At 64.5% G+C, this 19,801-nt stretch carries 23 protein-coding genes; 4 read left to right on the forward strand and 19 right to left on the reverse strand.

The features are described from left to right. Window positions 1-59: 59 nt before the first annotated feature. The 9 genes from K3F49_RS02405 to K3F49_RS02445 form a co-directional block, all read right to left on the reverse strand. Window positions 60-953 carry an amidohydrolase family protein gene (locus K3F49_RS02405; RefSeq protein ID WP_234679214.1) on the reverse strand — a complete coding sequence of 298 codons (894 nt, stop codon included), beginning with the start codon at window positions 951-953 and terminating at the stop codon, window positions 60-62. Between the two features lie 21 nt (window positions 954-974). Then, complete coding sequence (locus tag K3F49_RS02410) at window positions 975-2,219, reverse strand: MFS transporter (protein ID WP_234679216.1); 1,245 nt, start codon at window positions 2,217-2,219, stop codon at window positions 975-977. Window positions 2,220-2,271: 52 nt separating this feature from the next. Continuing rightward, entirely contained in the window at window positions 2,272-3,003 is a 732-nt protein-coding gene (locus K3F49_RS02415; RefSeq protein ID WP_234679218.1) for a GntR family transcriptional regulator, read from the reverse strand. Between the two features lie 127 nt (window positions 3,004-3,130). After that, a complete protein-coding gene (locus tag K3F49_RS02420; protein WP_234679220.1) occupies window positions 3,131-3,331 on the reverse strand; it encodes a hypothetical protein in 201 nt (66 codons plus the stop codon). A gap of 116 nt (window positions 3,332-3,447) precedes the next feature. Next, on the reverse strand, window positions 3,448-4,755 hold the full coding sequence (locus tag K3F49_RS02425; protein ID WP_234679221.1) for an adenylate/guanylate cyclase domain-containing protein: 1,308 nt from the start codon (window positions 4,753-4,755) through the stop codon (window positions 3,448-3,450). Window positions 4,756-4,785: 30 nt separating this feature from the next. Further along, complete coding sequence (locus K3F49_RS02430; protein WP_234679223.1) at window positions 4,786-5,949, reverse strand: ABC transporter permease; 1,164 nt, start codon at window positions 5,947-5,949, stop codon at window positions 4,786-4,788. A 6-nt stretch (window positions 5,950-5,955) separates the two neighbouring features. After that, window positions 5,956-6,891 (reverse strand): ABC transporter ATP-binding protein, encoded by a 936-nt coding sequence (locus K3F49_RS02435; protein WP_234679225.1) that lies wholly within the window; start codon window positions 6,889-6,891, stop codon window positions 5,956-5,958. Beyond that, a complete protein-coding gene (locus K3F49_RS02440) occupies window positions 6,888-7,796 on the reverse strand; it encodes an HlyD family secretion protein (protein ID WP_234679227.1) in 909 nt (302 codons plus the stop codon). Before K3F49_RS02440 ends, K3F49_RS02435 begins: the two co-directional genes overlap by 4 nt. Beyond that, entirely contained in the window at window positions 7,793-8,479 is a 687-nt protein-coding gene (locus K3F49_RS02445; RefSeq protein WP_234679229.1) for a TetR/AcrR family transcriptional regulator, read from the reverse strand. The genes K3F49_RS02440 and K3F49_RS02445 overlap by 4 nt, the downstream gene beginning before the upstream one ends. Window positions 8,480-8,583: 104 nt before the next feature. On the opposite strand from K3F49_RS02445, the gene K3F49_RS02450 reads away from it, so the two are divergent. Genes K3F49_RS02450 through K3F49_RS02460 form a run of 3 tightly spaced genes read left to right on the forward strand, consistent with a single transcriptional unit; the run spans window position 8,584 to window position 9,817 of the window. Continuing rightward, entirely contained in the window at window positions 8,584-8,919 is a 336-nt protein-coding gene (locus K3F49_RS02450) for an ArsR/SmtB family transcription factor (protein ID WP_234679231.1), read from the forward strand. Beyond that, entirely contained in the window at window positions 8,916-9,392 is a 477-nt protein-coding gene (locus tag K3F49_RS02455) for an SRPBCC family protein (protein ID WP_234679233.1), read from the forward strand. The genes K3F49_RS02450 and K3F49_RS02455 overlap by 4 nt, the downstream gene beginning before the upstream one ends. Window positions 9,393-9,403: 11 nt before the next feature. After that, on the forward strand, window positions 9,404-9,817 hold the full coding sequence (locus K3F49_RS02460; protein WP_234679235.1) for a GFA family protein: 414 nt from the start codon (window positions 9,404-9,406) through the stop codon (window positions 9,815-9,817). Between the two features lie 120 nt (window positions 9,818-9,937). Here K3F49_RS02460 and K3F49_RS02465 read toward each other — a convergent pair whose 3' ends face one another. Then, window positions 9,938-10,348: a DUF2000 family protein gene (locus tag K3F49_RS02465; RefSeq protein ID WP_234679237.1), complete on the reverse strand. Its 411-nt coding sequence runs from the start codon at window positions 10,346-10,348 to the stop codon at window positions 9,938-9,940. A 271-nt stretch (window positions 10,349-10,619) separates the two neighbouring features. Here K3F49_RS02465 and K3F49_RS02470 point away from each other — a divergent pair, with 271 nt between their 5' ends. Next, complete coding sequence (locus K3F49_RS02470; RefSeq protein WP_452100711.1) at window positions 10,620-12,371, forward strand: CYTH and CHAD domain-containing protein; 1,752 nt, start codon at window positions 10,620-10,622, stop codon at window positions 12,369-12,371. A gap of 7 nt (window positions 12,372-12,378) precedes the next feature. Here K3F49_RS02470 and K3F49_RS02475 read toward each other — a convergent pair whose 3' ends face one another. The 9 genes from K3F49_RS02475 to K3F49_RS02515 all read right to left on the reverse strand — a co-directional run bounded on the left by K3F49_RS02475 (window position 12,379) and on the right by K3F49_RS02515 (window position 19,730). Next, a complete protein-coding gene (locus K3F49_RS02475; RefSeq protein WP_234679241.1) occupies window positions 12,379-12,768 on the reverse strand; it encodes a DUF4189 domain-containing protein in 390 nt (129 codons plus the stop codon). Between the two features lie 80 nt (window positions 12,769-12,848). Next, window positions 12,849-14,453, reverse strand: coding sequence for an NTP transferase domain-containing protein (locus tag K3F49_RS02480; protein WP_234679243.1), 1,605 nt, complete (start codon window positions 14,451-14,453; stop codon window positions 12,849-12,851). Further along, window positions 14,450-15,151, reverse strand: coding sequence for an XdhC family protein (locus K3F49_RS02485; RefSeq protein ID WP_234679246.1), 702 nt, complete (start codon window positions 15,149-15,151; stop codon window positions 14,450-14,452). The genes K3F49_RS02480 and K3F49_RS02485 overlap by 4 nt, the downstream gene beginning before the upstream one ends. Before the next feature lie 2 nt (window positions 15,152-15,153). Continuing rightward, window positions 15,154-15,477 (reverse strand): XdhC family protein, encoded by a 324-nt coding sequence (locus K3F49_RS02490; protein ID WP_128965556.1) that lies wholly within the window; start codon window positions 15,475-15,477, stop codon window positions 15,154-15,156. 11 nt (window positions 15,478-15,488) lie between these two features. Beyond that, the gene (locus K3F49_RS02495; RefSeq protein ID WP_234679248.1) at window positions 15,489-16,691 is read right to left on the reverse strand and encodes a vWA domain-containing protein; all 1,203 of its coding nucleotides are present in this window, start codon (window positions 16,689-16,691) and stop codon (window positions 15,489-15,491) included. Between the two features lie 144 nt (window positions 16,692-16,835). Continuing rightward, a complete protein-coding gene (locus K3F49_RS02500) occupies window positions 16,836-17,759 on the reverse strand; it encodes an AAA family ATPase (RefSeq protein ID WP_234679249.1) in 924 nt (307 codons plus the stop codon). A gap of 60 nt (window positions 17,760-17,819) precedes the next feature. After that, on the reverse strand, window positions 17,820-18,626 hold the full coding sequence (locus tag K3F49_RS02505; RefSeq protein WP_234679251.1) for an FAD binding domain-containing protein: 807 nt from the start codon (window positions 18,624-18,626) through the stop codon (window positions 17,820-17,822). Window positions 18,627-18,659: 33 nt separating this feature from the next. Continuing rightward, the gene (locus K3F49_RS02510; protein ID WP_200473369.1) at window positions 18,660-19,145 is read right to left on the reverse strand and encodes a (2Fe-2S)-binding protein; all 486 of its coding nucleotides are present in this window, start codon (window positions 19,143-19,145) and stop codon (window positions 18,660-18,662) included. Window positions 19,146-19,283: 138 nt separating this feature from the next. Next, the gene (locus K3F49_RS02515) at window positions 19,284-19,730 is read right to left on the reverse strand and encodes an SRPBCC family protein (RefSeq protein WP_234679254.1); all 447 of its coding nucleotides are present in this window, start codon (window positions 19,728-19,730) and stop codon (window positions 19,284-19,286) included. Between the last annotated feature and the right edge of the window lie 71 nt (window positions 19,731-19,801).

Raw genomic sequence — 19,801 nt, forward strand, 5'->3', positions numbered from 1 at the left:
AAAACATCGCCCGTCATGCCCCAAAATTCGGAGCAATCGGAGCAATCACCGATGACGGATCAGAAACGAAAAAGCGGCCGCGGTGATGCCAGAACTTGCGCGCGCTCGCTCTTGTCGACGATCAGCGCATCGAGGAATTCGCGGTTCTTCGCGTAAGCCTGCGTTGCCTCGAACTGCGTGTGCGGCCAGTCGCTGCCCCACAGCAGGCGATCGAGGCCGTAGGCACTGCGCAGCAACGGATAAGCCTCTTTCGCAAAGCTCTCGCCGGCGGCGCCATTGCGGTACGGCGCGGAGATCTTGACCCAGACGTTTTTCGTCGCTCCCAATTTCAGCACGGATTGAAAGCCGGGATCGGCGACACCGAGCTTCGAATCGGGCAGCGCGTAATGATCGAGCACGACAGTGACGCCGCGATCGAGCAGTTGCGGCGCGAGCGCGGCAAGATCGGGGGCGTTGCGCTGGATCTCGACCTGCCAGCCCATCGCCTTCACGTTCGTGAGCAATCCCTTCCATTCGGTAGCACCCAGATCGGGCAAGGGCTGGCCAACGAGATTGAGGCGAATGCCGACGATGCCGGCACGATCGAGTTCGCGCAGCTCGTCTGCGGAAGCCGTGGGATCGACGACGGCAATGCCGCGCAGGCGGCCGTTGGTCTGCTTCAGGCAGTCGACCAGATAGGAATTGTCGGTGCCGAGAAAGCTCGGCTGCACCAGCACGCCGTTGGTCATGCCGTTGTGGTCGAGCTGCTCGAGATAAAGCGACAGCGGCGCGTCGTAGTCCGGCGCATAACGCCGGCCCGGCGCGAGTTTCAATCTACGATGAAAGACATGGGCGTGGGTGTCGATCGTCGGCAAGGCCGCCTCACTCCTGGCTGTGGTCGCGACCCCTGCGGCGAGCGATGCGAGGCCCGCACCAAACTGGCGGCGCGTCAGGCCGCGTTGGGTCGATGTCATGGTTATTCCTCCCCGTTTCCGTCAAGCGCGGGCGGCCGCGGCCTGCTCGAACACCTTGCCGCGGGTCTCGGGCAGGAGCACCACCGCAATCAGCACCAGCGAATAAGCGAAGGCCGCGTCGATGCCGATCGCGGGCCCGAGACCGATGTGATCACTGAGGAAACCGACCAGGAAAGGAAACGCTGCGGAGACGACGCGGCCGAAATTGTAGCAGAAGCCGACGCCGGTGCCGCGCACGCCGGCCGGATAGAGCTCGCTGAACAGTGCCGCCATGCTGGCGGGAATACCGGCCGAGAAGAAGCCGAGTGGAAAGCCGAGCAACAGCATCTCGCCGTTGGTCAGTGGCGCAAAGATGTAGACCAGCACGGTGGCGATGCAGGCGCTGGCGAAGAACGCGACATTGGCCCGGCGGCCGATGCGGTCGCTGATGATCCCGCTCGCGACACAGCCGCAGAAAAAGGCGGCGATAATGACCGCGAGATAGAAGCTGGAGCCGAGCACCGAGAGATGCCGCACCTCGCGCAGGTAGGTCGGCAGGAACGTCGTCAGCGCGGCATAGCCACCGTGGGCGCCGATGCCGAACAAGCCGCCGACCAGGGTCGAGCGCAGCACGTCACGATGAAAGATGCCGGAGAGCGTTGCGAGGAACGGCGTTTCCGCGTCCCTTGCAACAGCGCGCGGCGGCTCCTTCAACCCGCGACGGATGAAGAGGATGAGAAGCGCGGGCAACAAACCGATCGCAAACAGGATGCGCCAGGCGATGTCCGCCGGCGCGTAAGTGAAGACCAGCGCCGACAACAGCACCGCCGCGCCCCATCCGATCGCCCAGGCGCTCTGCACTGAACCCAGCGCCTTGCCGCGATGCTCGGGACGGATGATCTCCGCCATCAGCACCGCGCCGACGGCCCATTCCGCGCCGAAGCCCAGGCCCTGGATGGCCTTGAGCACCAGGAGCTGGGTGAAGCTCATTGCGAATGCGCAGGCGAAGGTCGCGAGCGCAAAGGTCAGCACCGTGATCTGCAGCGCCTTGACGCGGCCATAGCGATCGCCGAGCGCGCCACCGAGCCATCCGCCGAACGCGCCGAAGAACAGCGTGACCGAACCGAGCAGGCCGGCATCGGCCTTGCTGATGCCGAAGGCCGCGATCAGCGCAGGGATGGCAAGGCCGAACATCTGGACGTCGAGCGCGTCCAGCGCCCAGCCGCCAAAGCTTGCCCAGAACGTGCGCCGCTCCAACGGCGAGCTTTCACTGTACCAGTTCGACATGTTTTCCTACCCCTGTACTCGTTTATTGCTTGATATCGTTGCAAGGCCGCCGTCAGCGGATCTCGGCATGGTAGCGGAAGCGATCCGCCGGCCCGCGAGAGCGGCGCCATTCGATCGGCCGCCGCTCCAGATCGAGCGCGAGGCGCTCGATCACGATCAGCGGCGCGCGAGCCTCGAGCCGCAATAGGCGCGCCTGCATCTCGTTGGCGGTCTCGACCGTCAGGATCTCCTCGGCGGAGACCACGACCTCGCCGCAGCGCTCCTCGTAGAGCGGATACAGCAGGTCGCCGAACTCGGCGGTGTCGATCTCGAGAATTTTTGCGAAACGCGATTGCTGCAGCCAGATCTCTTCGGCGAGCAGCGGCACGTCGTCGATCAGCCGCAGGCGCGACAGGCTGATCACGGGCTCGCCAATGGGAATACGCAACGCCGACGCGACGGCGGATGTCGCCGGCACGCTCTTGCGCCTGATAATGCGGCTCTTCGGCACGCGCCGCTCGCCGCTTTCGGACCGGAAGCGGAAGAAGCGGAACAGCGAGGAGTTGAAGCGCGCCCGGCGCACGAAGGTACCACGGCCCTGCTGCCGCTCGAGCACGGCGTCGGCGACGAGCTGGTCGATTGCCTTGCGCACGGTGCCGATGGCGACGCCGTAATGGGCGCCAAGCTCAGCCTCCGAGGGAATCGGCTCGCCCGGCCGCCATTCGTTGCGGTTGATGCGCCCGGCGAGGTCGTCGCGCAGGCGCTGGTAGCGTGGCAGGCGGTCGTCGCGCGGGGCTGAATTCATATAGTCATATAGATGACTAGATGAGATGTAAGTCAAGCGCTACTGGAATACCGCGCGACCAGCTAGCCGCAGGAGAGCGCGAGGCCGGGCCGCAGACTTCGCCAACCCGGCCTCGCCTTCCCGATCGTCAGTTCATGGTCTTGGGCATGCAGGGCGGCTCCTTGTAGGGCGCCGTGGCATAGGCGCCCACCGCGGGAGCCCTGACGCAATCCGCCGTGGCGTGGGTTGCGGCGCGCCGCACGGGAGCGGTGTCGCGGGCGGCTGCGGCCTGGGTTTGATAGACGGAAGCGGCGATCAAGGCGGCCGAGACGAAGGTCAGTCGGGTCATGGATTTTCTCCGCGTGACAAACGGACGGCGAAGGTTTTTCGACGTCCTGAGTGCAAGAGCGGAATGCCGGGTAAGATATTTCAGCCATGCGTTCAAAGAAACGCGAGCGGCGCCCCTCACCCCAGCTGAAACACCGCAACCGGTCGTTCGTAGCCGCGCACGCTGACCTCGCCGAGCGCGACCGCGTCCCCGCCGTCATCGCCGAGCGCCTCGCGCACAGATGCGGAGATCAGGAGCTGCGAGCCGAACTCCTTGTTCAGGACTTCGAGCCGCGCGGCAAAGTTAACGGTGTCGCCGATCACGGTGTATTCCTTGCGCCGGGGCGAGCCGATATTGCCGGCGACGACCTCGCCGAAATGGATGCCGATGCCGATCCTGAGCGGCCAGCTCGTCAGCGCATTGATATGATCCATCGCGGTCAGCATGTCACGGCCTGCGGCGACCGCGCGATGCGCGGCATCGGACGCCTCCAGCGGCGCGCCGAACAGCGCGAGAAAGCCGTCGCCGAGAAACTTGTTCACGATGCCGCCGTGGCGATCGAGAATATCGACCAGCACCGCGAAGGCGCCGTCGAGCCGGTCGACGACCTCCTGCGGCGAGCGCGACTGCGCGCCGGCGGTAAAGCCGCGGAAATCGACGAACATCACGGCCACGCGACGAAGATCGCCGGCAGCGCTCGTCCCCTCCGCCATCAGCCGCTCGACCACCTGCGGCGAGACGTGCTGGCCGAACAAATTGGTCACCCGGTCGCGCGCCGTGGCCGCGGCAATGCTCGCGGCAAATTGCCGCCGCAACTGCGCGCCGACCGAGCCCGCCAGCACGCCACATACCAGGATCACCAGACTGCGGACTGCGTGGAAATAGATCAGCGGCTCGCCGGCGCCGCTGGCTGAATTGAAATACAGCGCGACCGCCAGGAGTTCGGCTGCGGCGACAAAACCCGTGAAGGTGGACAGCCAGAAATCGAGCCGCAGCGTCGAAAGAATGACGAAGATGAAATAGACCAATGGCAACACGAAGCCGAGCGCCTGGCTCGCGCCCATGCTGCGGATCTGGAGGATCAGGATTAGCGTCGGCAGCGAGGTCTCGATAAAGGCGCCGATATAGCGCCTGATCACCGGCAGGTCGCGATCGAGCTCGAGGTTTTTTCTGATCTGGCTGTGGACCCAGACCTCGAAGAGCAGGAAGCCCGCCACCAGGACATATTCGCGGACCATGCCCTCCGTCCCGCGCCAGATCCGGTTCGAGATGGCAGGATCGATCACGAAGGTTGCCGTGAGCAAGACCATCATGACGCAGCCGGTGGCGATCAGCGCCTTGACCCGCAGCAGCTCGGTGCGCAGCACTTCGCGCGTCAGCTCGCGCTCGAACTCCTCCGACAAGACGGCTTTCTGCCGGGCTTTCCCGCTTATCAAGCTGACCATTCCACCCCCTCGATTCCGGGGCAGTCTGCCTCAATCCAGCGTGCGGCGGAAGCGCGTCACGGCGATGGTCATGGCGACCACCATCAGGGCGGCCAGCGCCAGCGTATCGTAACGCAGGTTCTGCATGGTCGCGCCCTTCAGCATGATGGCACGGACGATGCGCAAGTAGTGCGTCAACGGCAGGCATTCGCCGACAAATTGCGCCCAGACCGGCATGCCCGCGAACGGGAACATGAAGCCGGACAGCAGGATGCTCGGCAGGAAGAACATCATCGACATCTGCATGGCCTGCAGCTGGTTCTGCACCAGCGTCGAGATCGTGTAGCCGATCGACAGATTGGTGGCGATGAACAGGGTCGAGAGCAGCGCCAGCAGGAGAACGTTGCCGAGCAGGGGCACGCTGAACAGCAGCACACCAATGCCGATGATGAGGAAGGCCTGGACGAAGCCGACCAGCACGTAGGGGATGATCTTGCCGAACATCACCTCGACCGGCTTGATCGGCATCGATAACAAGGCCTCCATGGTGCCGCGCTCGACCTCGCGCGTTACCGAGAGCGCGGTAAAGATCAGCATGGTCATGGTGAGGATGGTGCCGACCAGGCCCGGCACAATGTTGAGGCTGGAGTTCGCGGCCGGATTGTAGCGTGCATGCGCGCGGATCTCGAACGGCATCTCCGGGGGATCGCCGATATAGAGATCGTGCGCGAGCGCAGTCTGCACGAGCATACCGAGCGAGCCGATCGCAGCGCTGGCCGCGACCGGATCCGTGGCATCGGCCGCGACCAGCAGCGCCGGCTTGTCGCCGCGGCGCACCGCCCGCTCGAAGCCGCGCGGGATCTCGACGCCGAACAGCACCTTGCCGGACTTCAGGAGGTTGTCGAATTCATCGACGTCGTGCACCTCGTAGATGAAGCGGAAATAGGCGGTATTCTCCATTGCCTTCAACACCGAGCGGGCGAGATCGGAATCCTCCTGGAGCAACACGGCGCTCGGTAGATTGTGCGGCGTGGTGTTGATGGCATAGCCGAACAGCAACAGCTGCATTACTGGGAGCATCACGATCATCGCGAACGAGACGCGGTCGCGCTTGAGCTGGATGAACTCCTTGACCAGCATCGCATAGGAGCGCTTCCAGAAGCCGAAGCGCTCCCGGATTTCGTGCGCTGGCGCGGGACGATCGACGGCGCTCATTGCAAACTATCCTTGAAAATTGTCCTTGGAGCGGCTCATCAGCTCGATGAAGACGTCTTCCAGCGAGGGCGCCGATTTGTGCCAGTGCAGACTGCTCTTGTCGCGCCACGGCGCGATGCTGGCCTCGAGCGCGGCGACGTCGCGTCCCGAGACGTGCAAGGAGGTGCCGAACGGCGCCACCATGTCGATTCCGGGCTTGCCGGTGAGCGCGGCCGTGAGGTCGTTTAAGTCCTCGCCTGTCACGGTGTAGGTCGTGAGCGCTGATCCCGCGATCACCTCCTCCACCGTGCCGTGCGTCAGCAGGTGACCGTAGGCGATGTAGGCGATCTCGTGGCAGCGCTCGGCCTCGTCCATGTAGTGGGTCGAGACCAGCACGGTGAGGCCTTCGGCGGCGAGCCCATGGATCTCGTTCCAGAAATCGCGCCGCGCCTTGGGATCGACACCCGCCGTCGGCTCGTCCAGCAACAGCAACTTTGGACTCGGCAGCGTGCAGGCCCCGAGCGCCAGCCGCTGCTTCCAGCCGCCGGAGAGTTCGCCGGCGAGCTGTTCCTCGCGCCCCGACAAGCCGAGCCGCTTGATCATGTCGCGCGCCGCGCCGCGCGCATCGGTGAGGCCATAGAGCCGCGCGAGGAATTCGAGATTCTCGCGCACGGACAGATCCTGATAGAGGCTGAAGCGCTGGGTCATGTAGCCGACCTGGCGCTTGATCTTGTCCGCGTCCTTCAGGATGTCGTAGCCGAGGCAGGTGCCCTCGCCGCTATCGGGCGTCAGCAGGCCGCAAAGGATGCGGATGGTCGTGGTCTTGCCCGAACCGTTCGGGCCGAGGAAGCCGTAGATCGAGCCACGCTTCACCTGCATCGACAGATCGTGCACGACCTCGCGGCCGCCGAACGATTTGGTCAGGCCCTTGACGTCGATCGCGATGTCGTTGCCGCCGTTCATCGCTTGTCCGCCACCGGCGTTTTGGGATTGAGATAGACGTCGATCGGTTGCCCCACGCGAAGAGCATCAGGTCGCGACGGCCGCGCCTGGATCAGGTAGACGAGCTTGTTGCGCTCTTCGAGGCTATAGATCACCGGCGGGGTGTATTCGGCCGAGGTCGCGATGAAATAGATCTTGGCGGTCAGATCGGCGGCGCAATTGTCGCAGGCGACCCGCACCTCGTCGCCGATCGACAATTTCGGCAGCTCCGTTTCCGGCACGAAGAAGCGCAGCTTCATGTTGCCGGGCGGCATGATCGAGAGCACCGGCCGCTGCGCCGCCACCATCTCGCCCTCCCGGAAGTAGATCTGCTGGATGGTGCCGGCAACCGGGGCAAAGCCCGTGCGTCGCGCCAGTCGCGTCTCCGAGGTCACCACCCGCGCTTCGGCAACCCGCAGGTCCGAGACGGCGGAATCGAGCGACGCTTGTGTACCGGAGCCGGTCTTTCTCAGCGACTCCGCGCGATCATGGGTCTGCTGCGCATTGGCCAGCGTCGCCTTGGTCTGGTTGAGATCGGCAAGCTGGAGATCGTCGTCCACCGAATAGAGGTGATCGCCGACCTTCACGGTGTCGCCCTCACGGATATTCAGCTTCGTCACCCGGCCTGCCTCATCCGGGCTGACATAAATCATGTCGGCCTCGACCCAGCCCTGGAAGCCGGGATCGCGCTTGTCGTTGCAGCCGGTGAGTCCGGTTGCGAGGACCAGAACCACGATCGAACAGAAGCGCGGCAGATACCGCTTATGACCCCTCACCCTGGGGAGCCGCGAAGCGGCGTCTCGAAGGGCGAGGAGCCACAGCCGGGCCTGCATTCTTCGAGACGCGCTTTCCGCGCTCCTCAGGATGAGGTGAGAGATCGACTTCATGTCGTCCTCCGTTCGCCAAAAATCAAATCGAGATGGACGCGCAGCATGTCCTGCGCGTCGAGCGGCGCGTGCCGCGCAAACAGGCTCTGCCAGATCACCGCGATCATCGCCGGCGCGACCAGGATCTGCGGATAGCGCGCAAGATCCTTGTCGCGGATCTCGCCGCGGGCAATGCCGAGCTCGATCAGCGCGCGCATGCCGGCGACCCCGCGCGAGACCACTTCGCGGTAGTAGAAATCGGCGACGGCCGGAAAGCGCGGTCCTTCCGCGACGATCAGGCGCACGAGATCGCCGCGCCGTGTGCCGATCACCTCTTTCAGGAAATTGCCGGCAAAGGCTTCGACGAGATCCCGCACCGAGCCCGTCGGCGGCGGCAACGCATTCAGCTTTGCCACCACAGGCACGATCACCGTGCGCACGAGCTCCTCGAACATCGATTCCTTGTCCTTGAAGTGCAGGTAGATCGTGCCCTTCGCGACGCCGGCGCGCTTGGCGATGTCGTCGAGCCGCGTCGCGGCAAAGCCGCGCGCAATGAATTCCTCCATCGCCGCCTCGACGATCGCATCGCGCCGCTTCGCCGCGCGCATGGCGCGGCTTGATGCCGGAGCAGCGGCCTCCGCGCCAGCTTCGGGCTTGTGAGCTGCTGTCTTGGCCGCAACCGCCTTGGTGGACTTCTCTGTCATGCACCATTTATGACTGACTAGTCAGTCATAGTCAATTGCGATTTGGATCTCCACGCATATGAATTAGTATTGACTAATGAATTAGCTGATGCTAATTGATTGGTATGATCGAAGCCGCTCCAAATGCTGTCACCGCCGTGATGCGCGCCCTCGCCGACCCGACCCGCCGCGCGGTGTTCGAGCGCGTGTTCGAGAGCAAGGAGATCAGCGTCGCCGAGCTGACGCGCGGCAGCGGTGTGACGCAGGGCGCGATTTCGCAGCATCTGAAATCGTTGAAGCAAGCCGGCCTCGTCGCCGAGCGCGCCGAGGGCCGCAACGTCTATTATCGCGCCGCCCCGCAAGGCCTCGAGCCGCTGGTGACCTGGATGGATCATTACGGCGTCTTCTGGCGCGAGCGCTTCGAGAACCTGCGTGACCTCTTGAAGGAGATCGACCCGTGAGTGCAGCCGAGATGAAAGCCGAGACCCAAGGAAACATCCGAGACATCGTGCTGGACGACGTGTTCCCTCACGCGCCCGAGACGATCTGGAAGGCGCTGACCAGCGCCCAGTTGATCGCGCGCTGGCTGATGCCACCGACCGGTTTCGAGGCCGTCGTCGGCAATAACTTCACCTACCAGACCAAGCCGGGTGGCAATTGGGATGGTGTCATCCATTGCCGCGTTCTGGAGGTCATACCAAACCGGCGCCTCGTCTACGGCTGGAAGGGCGGCGATGAGCGCAACATTGGTTACGGCGCGCCGCTCGACACCGTCGTCACCTGGTCCCTCATCCCGGTCGAGGCCGGCACGCGGATCCAGCTGATTCATGCGGGCTTCGTGCTTCCCAGCAACGAGAGTGCCTACACCATCATGAGCGGCGGCTGGAAGCAGGTCGTCCGGCAGCTCGACGAGATCAGCGGCGAAGAGAGTTAGGAGTTATCACAATGGACAAGCCCTATACCGGCGGCTGCGCCTGCGGCGCGATCCGCTATTCGATTGCCGGCGAGCCCCTGTTCAGCAATCATTGCCAGTGCCGGGACTGCCAGCGCGAGAGCGGCAGCGGCCACGGATCCTACGCCACCTTCGCGCGCGCCGGCGTCACGGTAACGGGCGAGGCCAAGACATGGGACATGGTGGGCGACAGCGGCAACGTGAAGACGCGCGCCTTCTGCCCCGAGTGCGGCGTAGCCGTCTACATGACCTTCGCCGCGATGCCCGACATTTTCACCATCCGCGCCGCGAGCCTCGACGAGCCCGCCCGCTACAAGCCGCAAGTGGTCACTTACGCTGTGCGCGCGTATGACTGGGATCATCTCGATGCCGGCCTGACCAAGTTCGAGACGATGCCGCCGGGGTAGCCACGCACTCCGTCCTTGCGAGGAGCGAAGCGACGAAGCAATCCAGAAGCCTTCGAGGAAAGACTCTGGATTGCTTCGCTACGCTCGCAATGACGACGTGGAAGCTGTCGAGCACACCCACTAACTATGAAACTTCAATCCATCGACGATCTTGTCGATCACCTTGCGATCGGCGCGCATCGCGATGCCGACGAGATTGAGATCGGCACGCACAACCGCCTTTACCGCCTCACGGTTGGCGGCATCATGCGCGGTCTTGAACATGTCCTCGGTATAGACCGCCGGCGTGACATTGCGCGTGAGTGCACGATCGAGTGCGCGTGACAACGCCGGACCATCGGCACCATAGATCAGGATCGGTTGACCGATCAGCGCAAGATATTTCGTCGCCGAGGCATCCTCATAGGCATCGCCGATGCAGTCCGGAAAGGCGGCCGCGACGCCGCTCGTCAGGAACGAGGCGACATTGAGCTTCTGCCAAGCCTGGAGATCGTTGCGAATGACAACGGCGATCTTGGTATCGAACTGCATGATTCTCCCAACACATATCCAAGCGTCGGGAAAGAAAGAAGATTCCCCGCGCAAATGGCGGCGGACACGAATGTAACCCGGATTGACCCATCGATCACAGCCCGGAAATTTCAATGGAGATGCGACGGGCTGCGCTTCTCCTCGCGAGTCAAGTCAGGTATATGTCGGCGTTCTGTCACCGAACTGTCATATAGCGTGCATGTCCGAAACTGGCGCCATCAAGCGAGCCCTCGAAACCGTACAGCGGCTTGCGAAGGCCAACGGACATCCGATCCCCGATGACGGGAAGAAATCCAGCAGCTTCGTTGTTCCCGACGCTGGTGAAGCGCCCGGTTCCGCGTTCTCTGACGACACCTCTTCGCGTGACGAAAATTTCTCCGCTGATGAAACGCTTGCAGAGACGGTTGCGCCGGAAACCCAACCTCCTCGCGACGCCGCGCTTCGCGCCACCGAAATCGAGCTCAAGCTCATTGTCGACGCCGATCGCCTGGCGGATTTCAACCATGCGCCGGTCATCGCGGCAAATGCGCGCAACAAGGGCACGCGCAAACACTTGAAGGCGATCTATTACGACACACCCAAGCGTGCGCTCCAGCATAGCGGATTGAGCTTTCGAGTCCGTCAGAGTGGCGCGCGCTTCACGCAGACGGTGAAAGCCGAATTGTCCAACGATCCGCTGCGGCGCGGCGAGTGGGAGGCGAGTGTGCCTTCCCTTGCGCCCGACATCGCGCTGGCGCTTCCGTTTATTCCGGAGAAGGTCCGCGCCGATCTCGAACGTCATCCGCTCGAAGTCGTCTTCACGACCGACATTCGTCGACATCAGCGCATGGTGGACCTGCCGTCCGGCGCGGTCGAGATCGCCTTCGACCGGGGCCATCTGACATCCGGAGATCGCGCGTTGCCGGTCAGCGAGATCGAACTGGAACTCAAGAGCGGTAGCCCGTCCGCCATCTGGGAGTTGGCGCTGCGGCTTGCCGAGCATGGTCCGGTGAAGCCGTCGATCCGCACCAAATCAGCACGCGGATTCGATCTCGCGGCCGATACGCCGCCGCGTGCACCGAAGCCGCCAAAGCTTCGTCTCGATCCGTCGACATCGCTCGACGAGGCATTTTCGGAGATCCTGCGGTCCTGTCTGTTGCATCTGCTGCAGTCGTTGCCCGCCGCCGAGGACGGGCGCGATCCCGAGGGGATGCATCAGGTTCGCGTCGCGCTACGGCGCCTGCGATCCGCACTCGACCTGATGCGGTCGGTGGTGTCGTTGAACAAGCTCGACCTGATGCGCGCCGAGGCGAAATGGCTTGCCGGCAGTCTCTCCGGCGCACGTGATTGGGACGTGTTTCGACAGGAGACGTTGCGAACCGTCGCGGATGGCTGTCCGTCGGTTACAGGCTTCGACGCGCTGGCCGGGCTCGCCGACGAACGTCGCGCGACCTGCTACGACAGAGCCCGCCTCGCCCTCGCCGACCGGCGATGTCAGTATTTCGTCATCGGGCTCGGCGGCTGGATCGAGGCGCGCGGCTGGCGTAGCGAGGTTGCGCCCGAAGGTCTGGCGCAACTGGCGGAGCCGGCGATCAATTTTGCACGAAACATCCTGTCGACGCAGCATGCCAAGGTGCTGAAGCGCGGCCGGCGCTTCAAGTCGCTGCCGACGGAGGAGCGGCACCGGGTCCGTCTCGCCGCGAAGAAGCTGCGCTACGTCGCCGACTTCCTGCTCCCGCTCTGCGGGCAACGCAAATCCGCGCGGCGCTTCTCGCGCAGGCTCGCCGACCTCCAGCAGGAACTCGGGGTCTACAACGACATGGCGACGACGACGTCATTGCTTGCGGATGTCGGCGCGGGCTCGACCGGCAGCGGCGTGGCGGCGGCGGCGATCGCCGGCTGGCAGGCCCATGCCATGGTCGGCATCGAAACGCGCCTGCTCAAGGCCTGGTCGGAATTCACCAGTGCCAAGGTGCCCTGGTCGGTGGATGCGCCGGAGCAACCGGCAAAACTGGTGCAAACCAACGCGGGATGGCTGCGCTAGCTTTCGGTCAGCCCTTGACGTCGCAGGCCCAGGCGCGGATCACGCATTCCTTGCCGCCATATTTGTAGCATTCGCGCGTGGCCGCATTGAGCGTGGCCGAGATCTTCGACTTCACGGCATAGCCATAGGCGCCGCAGGGGTTGGCCATATCGACCGACATCGCCGCGCAGGCCCGCTTCATCATCACCGTCGTGCAGTCGCCCTTGCACTGCTTTTGAGCAGCGGCGCGGGCTTCGTGCTCGGCACTATAATCATAGGCCTGGCCGTAGGCGCCGCACTTGCCGACGGCAAACGCGCCGGCCGCATGGGCTTCGGTGATATGACGGGCGCCGGCGACACAAACCGACAGCGCAAAGAAAAACATCGCGCAACGGCGCGCGACGAGGTTCGAAACCATGGAAAAACCCCTCACCCCCAAGGCAAGTGCGGAGAGTCTAAGCCGCGGTCGTTTCCAGATGGTGAACGAGGGGTTGAAACCTACCCGCGTCTCGCGGCTTCCAACGCCTGCGGCGTGTCGATGTCGAGGAAGGCGCCTTCCCCGTCGACAGGCACTTCGGCGACCGCTTCCGTATGCTTGGCGATCAGATGCCGCGCGCCGATGTCGCCGTCGAGCGTCATCAGCTCACTGAAGAAGCGGCGCGACCACAGCACTGGGTTGCCGCGGCGGCCGTCGCTGACGGGCACGACGATGAGATTGCCGCGATCCGGCGCAAAGCCGTCGATGAGACGATCGATCAGGCCGGCATCGATCAGCGGCATGTCGCCGAGGCAGACTACGGCGCCGTCGCTCGCTTCAGACACGGCCGCGATGCCGGCCTTGACCGAGCTCGCAATGCCGCCGGCAAAATCCGGATTTTTGACGAAACGCACCTTCAGGCCCTCGAGCGCTTGCTCGACCAGCTCGGTCTGGTGGCCGGTGACGACTATCACCTCGGACGCCTTGGACGCCAGCGCCTGCTCGGTCGCGATCCGCACCAGCTTCTTGCCGTCGAGCTCGGCGAGCAGCTTGTTCGGCCCGCCCATGCGGGTGGAGCGTCCCGCCGCGAGCACGATGGCGGCGACCTGGCTGTTACCCTCGATCTCCGGTTTTGCCCGCGGCTGCGGCCGTGTCACGATCTCCATCAGGAGGCCGCCGACGCCCATGCCCATCAGCTCGGAGCGCGTCACCTTGATGCCGGCGAGCAGCCGCATCAGCACCCAGTCAAAGCCGTTCTCGACCGGCGAACGTGCGCATCCCGGCGCGCCCAACACGGGGACGCTGCCGGCGCGCGCGATCAGCAGCAGATTGCCGGGATCGACGGGCATGCCGAAATGCTCGATCTCGCCGCCGATCTCGGTGACGGCCGCTGGAATGACATCGCGGCGGTCGGCAATCGCCGACGCGCCGAACACGATCACCAGCTCGGCGCCAAGAGCGAGCAATTCCTTGATCGCAGCCGACAGCGCCCGCTCGTCATGCTGCACACGACGCTCCGCGATGATGCTGGCGCCGGCCGGCGCGAGGCGCTCGGCCGTGACACGCAGCGTCTTGTCGACGACTTTGGAGGACAGGCCCGGCAGCAGCGTCGAGACCACGCCGACGCGCTTGATGACGTAGGGCGCGATCCTGAGCACATCCTTGCCGGCGGCCTTCACCGCGGCATCGCGCAGATTCCCTTCGACGCCGAACGGAATGATCTTGACGGTACCCACCATCTCGCCTTCGACCACCGGCTTGTAGGCGGCAAGCGTGGCGAAGGTGATGGCCTCGTCGATATTGTTGATGCGGTCGACCGCGGGACGGTCGATCACCAGCAGCCCCGGGCGTGCGGCGAACAGATTGGCGCGGCCGGTGAAGGCGCGCTCGACGTGAATGCCCTCGCCGCCGATCGCAAGTGCAATGCTGGCAGCGGCGACGTCCTCGGACACGTCGCCCTCCTCCATCCGTACCACGACGACGTCCTTGATGCCGGCGCGCGTCAGCGCCTCGATCTCGGCGGGTCCGATCGTCGTGCCTTTCTTCAGCACCAGCGGACCCTGGCGCAGGGTGTGAACGGTCACCCCGCCGATCGCATCCTTGGGGCTCGCCGGGCCGAACTTCATGCCGCTTCTTCTTTTTCTTTTGGCGGCAGCCGAAGCACCGCCGTGATTTCGGCCATGATCGACACCGCGATCTCGGACGGCGAGACCGCGCCGATCGCAAGCCCAATGGGCGCGTGGATGCGCGCGATGTCGGTGTCCCTGGCGCCCTGCGCCCGCAGCCGGTCGCCGCGCTTGGCGTGCGTCTTCCGCGAGCCGAGCGCGCCGATATAGAAGCAGTTGCGCTCGAAGGCATGCAGCAGTGCGGGGTCGTCGATCTTTGGATCGTGCGTCACCGCGACGAAGGCGGTGTAGGCATCGACGTTGAGCGGCGGCAACGCGGTATCGGGCCATTCGGCGACCAGCGGAATATCGGGGAAGCGCTCGGGGCTCGCAAAGGCCGTGCGCGGATCGACCACGGTGACGTCGTAGCCGAGCGAGCGCGCCAGCGGCGCGAGCGCCTGGCTGATATGGACGGCGCCGACAATGACGAGCTTTGCGGTCGGCGCGTAGACGTTGAGGAACAGCTTCTTGCCGCCGACCTCGACATTGGCGCTCTTGCCCATGCGGAGCTGCTTGTCCAGCTCGGCGCGCAGCGGATCCTTGGCGAAATCCGCTGATTTCACAAGGCGCTGCTCGCCGCTCTCGGTATCGGTCACCAAGATCACCGGCCGGCGTGCGGCGCGCTCGGCGTTGAGTTCGTGCAGGATTGCGAGCTTCACGGCTAGCCGACCTTCTCGACGAAGACGCGGATGGTGCCGCCGCAGGACAGACCGACATTCCAGGCGGTCTCGTCGGCAACGCCGAACTCGAGCATCCTGGGCTTGCCGCTCGCGATCACGTCCATGGCCTCTGTGACCACGGCGCCCTCGACGCAGCCGCCGGAGACCGAACCGAGAAACGTGCCCTCGTCGTTGATGACGAGGCTCGAGCCCGCCGGGCGCGGCGCCGAGCCCCAGGTCTCGACCACGGTTGCCAGCGCGACGCCACGGCCGGCCTTCTGCCAGTCCTCCGCCGCCTTCAGAATATCCTCGTCGCGATCGAGCATGGCTGTGCCTCTCAGGCTGCGGGGCGGATCAGGCTGCGGTGGTGCGGCGGCAGCGGCCGGGACAGCGTCGTGATCAGCTCCTGGATAGAGCTCAAATTATGCACGGGGCGAAATTCGTCAACGTGCGGGAGCATCATTTTGATGCCCTGGGCCTTGGCCTCGAAGCCGCCGAACCGCAGCAGCGGGTTGAGCCAGATCAGCCGCCGGCAGGAGCGGTGCAGCCGGTCCATCTCGAAGGCGAGCTTGGAATCGGCCTCCCGCTCCAGCCCGTCGGAGATCAGCAGCACGATGGCGCCCTGGCTCAGCACCCGCCGCGCCCACAATTTGTTGAAGTTGTGCAGCGAGGTCGCAATCCGCGTGCCGCCGGCCCAGTCCTCAACCGCCGCCGAGCAGCTCGCCAGCGCCTCGTCCGGATCGCGCTGGCGTAACGCGCGTGTCACATTGGTGAGCCGCGTGCCGAACAGGAATACCGAGACCCGCTTGCGCGCGTCGCCGACGGCATGCAGGAAATGCAGGAACAGGCGGGTGTACTCGCTCATCGACCCGGAGATGTCGAGCAGCGCCACGATCGGGGCCGGCTTCTCGATCCGCCCAAGCCGATGGATGTCGATGATGTCGCCGCCGGTGCGCAACGACGCGCGCAGCGTGCGGCGCATGTCGAGCCGCAGGCCGCGCGGATCGGGCCGGTGCCTGCGCGTCAACAGCTCCGCCTGCGGCAGCCGCATCATCTCGATGGCACGCAGCGCTTCCGCGATCTCGGCTGCGCTCATCTGCGCAAAATCCTTCTTCTGAAGGATTTCCTTGTCGGAGACCGACAGGCGCAGATCCTGCTCCTGGTGCTGCGGCGTCTCCGTCATCCGCGGTTGCGACATCGCCTCCTGGACGCGACGCGAGGCGGCAGGCGGTTTTTTCTTGGCGCCATCCGGCAACGGCACCGAATCCAGCATGTGCTTCCACTCTTCGGAGGCACGGAAGAACAGGTTGAAGGCCTGCTTGAAGATCAGCGCATGCTCGTGGCGCATGACGAAGATCGACTCCAGCGTGGTGAAGACGTCGGCGCGGTTGCCGATGTCGATCACCTGGAGCGCGTTCATGGCATCGATCACCGCGCCCGGACCAACCGGCATGCCGGTCGCACGCAGCGCACGCGCAAAGCCGACGATGTTGTCGGCGAACTGCTCGGTCTGCTCAGGGGCAAGATGGTTGATGGCCATGCGTCCACACTCTCAGCCGTCATTCCGGGGCGCGACGCAGTCGCGAGCCCGGAATCCATTCATCCAACAACTCTGCGGCCCGATGGATTCCGGGTTCGACGCTTGCGCGTCGCCCCGGAATGACGGGAGCAGTTTCGATGCGCGTCAGTCCTCGCTCGTCGCTTCCTTCAGCACCTTCTGCAAGGTGTCGCCCTGCATGCGGGTGATATCGTCCTGGTACTTGAGCAGCGCACCCAGCGTGTCGCCCACCACTTGCGGGGTCAGCGAGCGGGCGTCGAGCTCGGACAGGGCGGTGGCCCAGTCGATGGTCTCGGCGACACCCGGCGACTTGTAGAAATCCTGGTTGCGCAGCGCCTGCACGAAGCGCACGACCTGCTGCGACAGCTTTGCCGAGATGCCCGGCACGCGCGACTTGACGATCGCAAGCTCGCGATCGGCGGCGGGATAGTCGACCCAGTGATAGAGACAGCGACGCTTTAACGCGTCGTGGATTTCGCGGGTGCGGTTGGAGGTGATGATGACAATCGGCGGATGCGGCGCCTTGACGGTGCCGAATTCGGGGATCGTCACCTGGAAGTCGCTGAGGATCTCCAGGAGATAGGCCTCGAACGCCTCGTCGGCGCGATCAAGCTCGTCGATCAGCAGCACCGGGGGACCTGCGACGTCGGGCTCCAGCGCCTGCAACAGCGGCCGCTTGATCATGTAGCGGTCGGCAAAAATGTCGCTCGAGAGCTGATCGCGGTCGGTATCGCCGGCGGCTTCCGCCATCCGGATCGCGATCATCTGCGCGGCGCTGTTCCATTCGTAGACCGCGGAGGAGACGTCGAGACCTTCGTAGCATTGCAGGCGGATGAGCTTCCGCCCCAGCGCCGTCGACAGCACTTTTGCGATCTCGGTCTTGCCGACACCGGCCTCGCCTTCGAGAAACAGCGGGCGCCCCATGCGCAGCGAGAGATACGTCACCGTCGCCAGCGACCGCTCGGCGAGATAGCCGCGCGAGGTCAAGAGTTCGAGCATCGCATCGACCGATGCCGGCATGGCACCGGAAGTATTGGTCGCTGAAGTCATGAAAAAGCCAGTCTCGCTACGCCCCACAAAGGGCAAGTTTGGCCGAAGAGTGAGGTCACCTCACTCCTTGGCGTTGGCGGCGTCGAGGGCGCGCCGCGTCAGCACACCGATGAGATGGGCGCGGTATTCGGCGCTGCCGTGGATGTCGCTGTTCAACCCTTCCGCCGGCACCTCGATGCCATCGAGCACCTTGGACGAGAACCGCTTCTTCAGCGCTTCCTCGTAAGCCTCGATACGGAACACGCCGTCCGAACCCGCACCGGTCACGGCGACGCGCACGTCCGAGGGCCGCCGCGCCACGAACACGCCGACCAGCGCATAGCGCGAGGCCTGGTTGCGGAACTTGATATAGGCGGCCTTCTTCGGCAGCGGGAACATCACCTTGGTGATGATCTCGTCGGCTTCCAGCGCGGTCGAGAACAGGCCCTGGAAATACTCCTCGGCCTTGAGGCGCCGCTTGTTGGTGACGATGGTCGCGCCGAGCGCCAATACGGCGGCCGGGTAATCCGCGGTCGGATCGTTGTTGGCGAGCGAGCCGCCGATCGTGCCCTTGTGGCGCACGGCGGGATCGCCGATCTGGCTGGCGAGATTGGCCAGTGCCGGGATCGCTTCGCCGACGATGGCGGAGGTCGCGACCTCGGCGTGCCTGGCGGTGGCGCCGATCACCAGCGAACGGCCCTTCATCTCGATCGTGTTCAGCCCCTCGATGTGGGAGAGGTCGACCAGATGCGGGGGGCTTGCGAGCCGCTGCTTCATGACCGGAATCAGGGTGTGACCGCCGGCGATCACCTTGGCGTCTTCGTTCTTCACCAAGAGGTTGGCAGCCTGCCGCACGGTCTCGGGGCGATGATATTTGAATTCGTACATCTGGATGTCCTGATCGCGGGATGCGTGCGCGGGTTACGCGAGATCGGATTTCGCCATCGCCTTCGCGCCGGCGGCGATCGAGGCGACGATGTTCTGGTAGCCGGTGCAGCGGCAGAGATTGCCTTCCAGCTCCTCGCGAATGGTGTGGTCGTCGAGCTCGTGACCCTTGCGATGCACGAGGTCGATCGCGGTCATGATCATGCCGGGTGTGCAGAAGCCGCACTGCAGACCATGGTGCTCGCGGAAGGCCTCCTGCATCGGATGCAGCGGTGCGCCATCGGCGGCCAGCCCCTCGATGGTCTTGACCTCGTGGCCGTCGGCCATCACGGCCAGCGTGGTGCAGGACTTCACGGCCTTGCCGTCGAGATGCACGACGCAGGCTCCGCATTGCGAGGTGTCGCAGCCGACATGGGTGCCCGTCAGCCGCAGATTCTCGCGCAGGAACTGCACCAGAAGCGTGCGCGGGTCGACATTGCCAGTAACAGGATTGCCGTTCACGATGAGGGAGATTTTTGCCATAAGCACTCTCTATCAGCGCCCCGACGGGTCCCGTCGAAGCGGTTCTTTTTTATAATTATTCCAACCCATCATATGGGCCAATATGGCCGGGGGCAACATCACCCCGGACGCAAGGCGCCATGCCAAAAGGCGATAGGCTCAGCCCTGTACCGCCTTGGCGAAATTCGCGAAAAACTCGTCGGCCAGCTTCTTGGCGGTGCCATTGATCAGGCGCTGCCCGAGCTGCGCCAACTTGCCGCCGATCTGCGCCTCGACCTCGTAGGACAGCAGCGTACCGCCGTCCTTCTCCGCGAGCTTCACGGCCGCGCCACCCTTGGCAAAGCCGGCCACGCCACCCTCGCCTTCGCCCGATATCCTGTAGCCGTTCGGCGGGTCGAGATCGCTCAGCGTCACCTTGCCCTTGAAGCGCGCCGAGACCGGGCCGACCTTCATCTTCGCCGTTGCGCGAAAGCCGCCGTCGTCGGTCTTCTCGAGCTCCTCGCAGCCGGGGATGCAGGCCTTGAGCACCGCGGGATCATTGAGCTTTTCCCACACGGCCTCGCGCGGCGCCGCAAGCTGGACTTCGCCGTTCATTGTCATGGCCATGGGGTGCCTCCGGGGATATCGAACTTGGATCGCATCAGAATGATATGGCTCAAGTAACGCACGGAGGCCGC

The sequence above is a fragment of the Bradyrhizobium monzae genome (assembly GCF_021458635.1).
GTDB lineage: Bacteria > Pseudomonadota > Alphaproteobacteria > Rhizobiales > Xanthobacteraceae > Bradyrhizobium.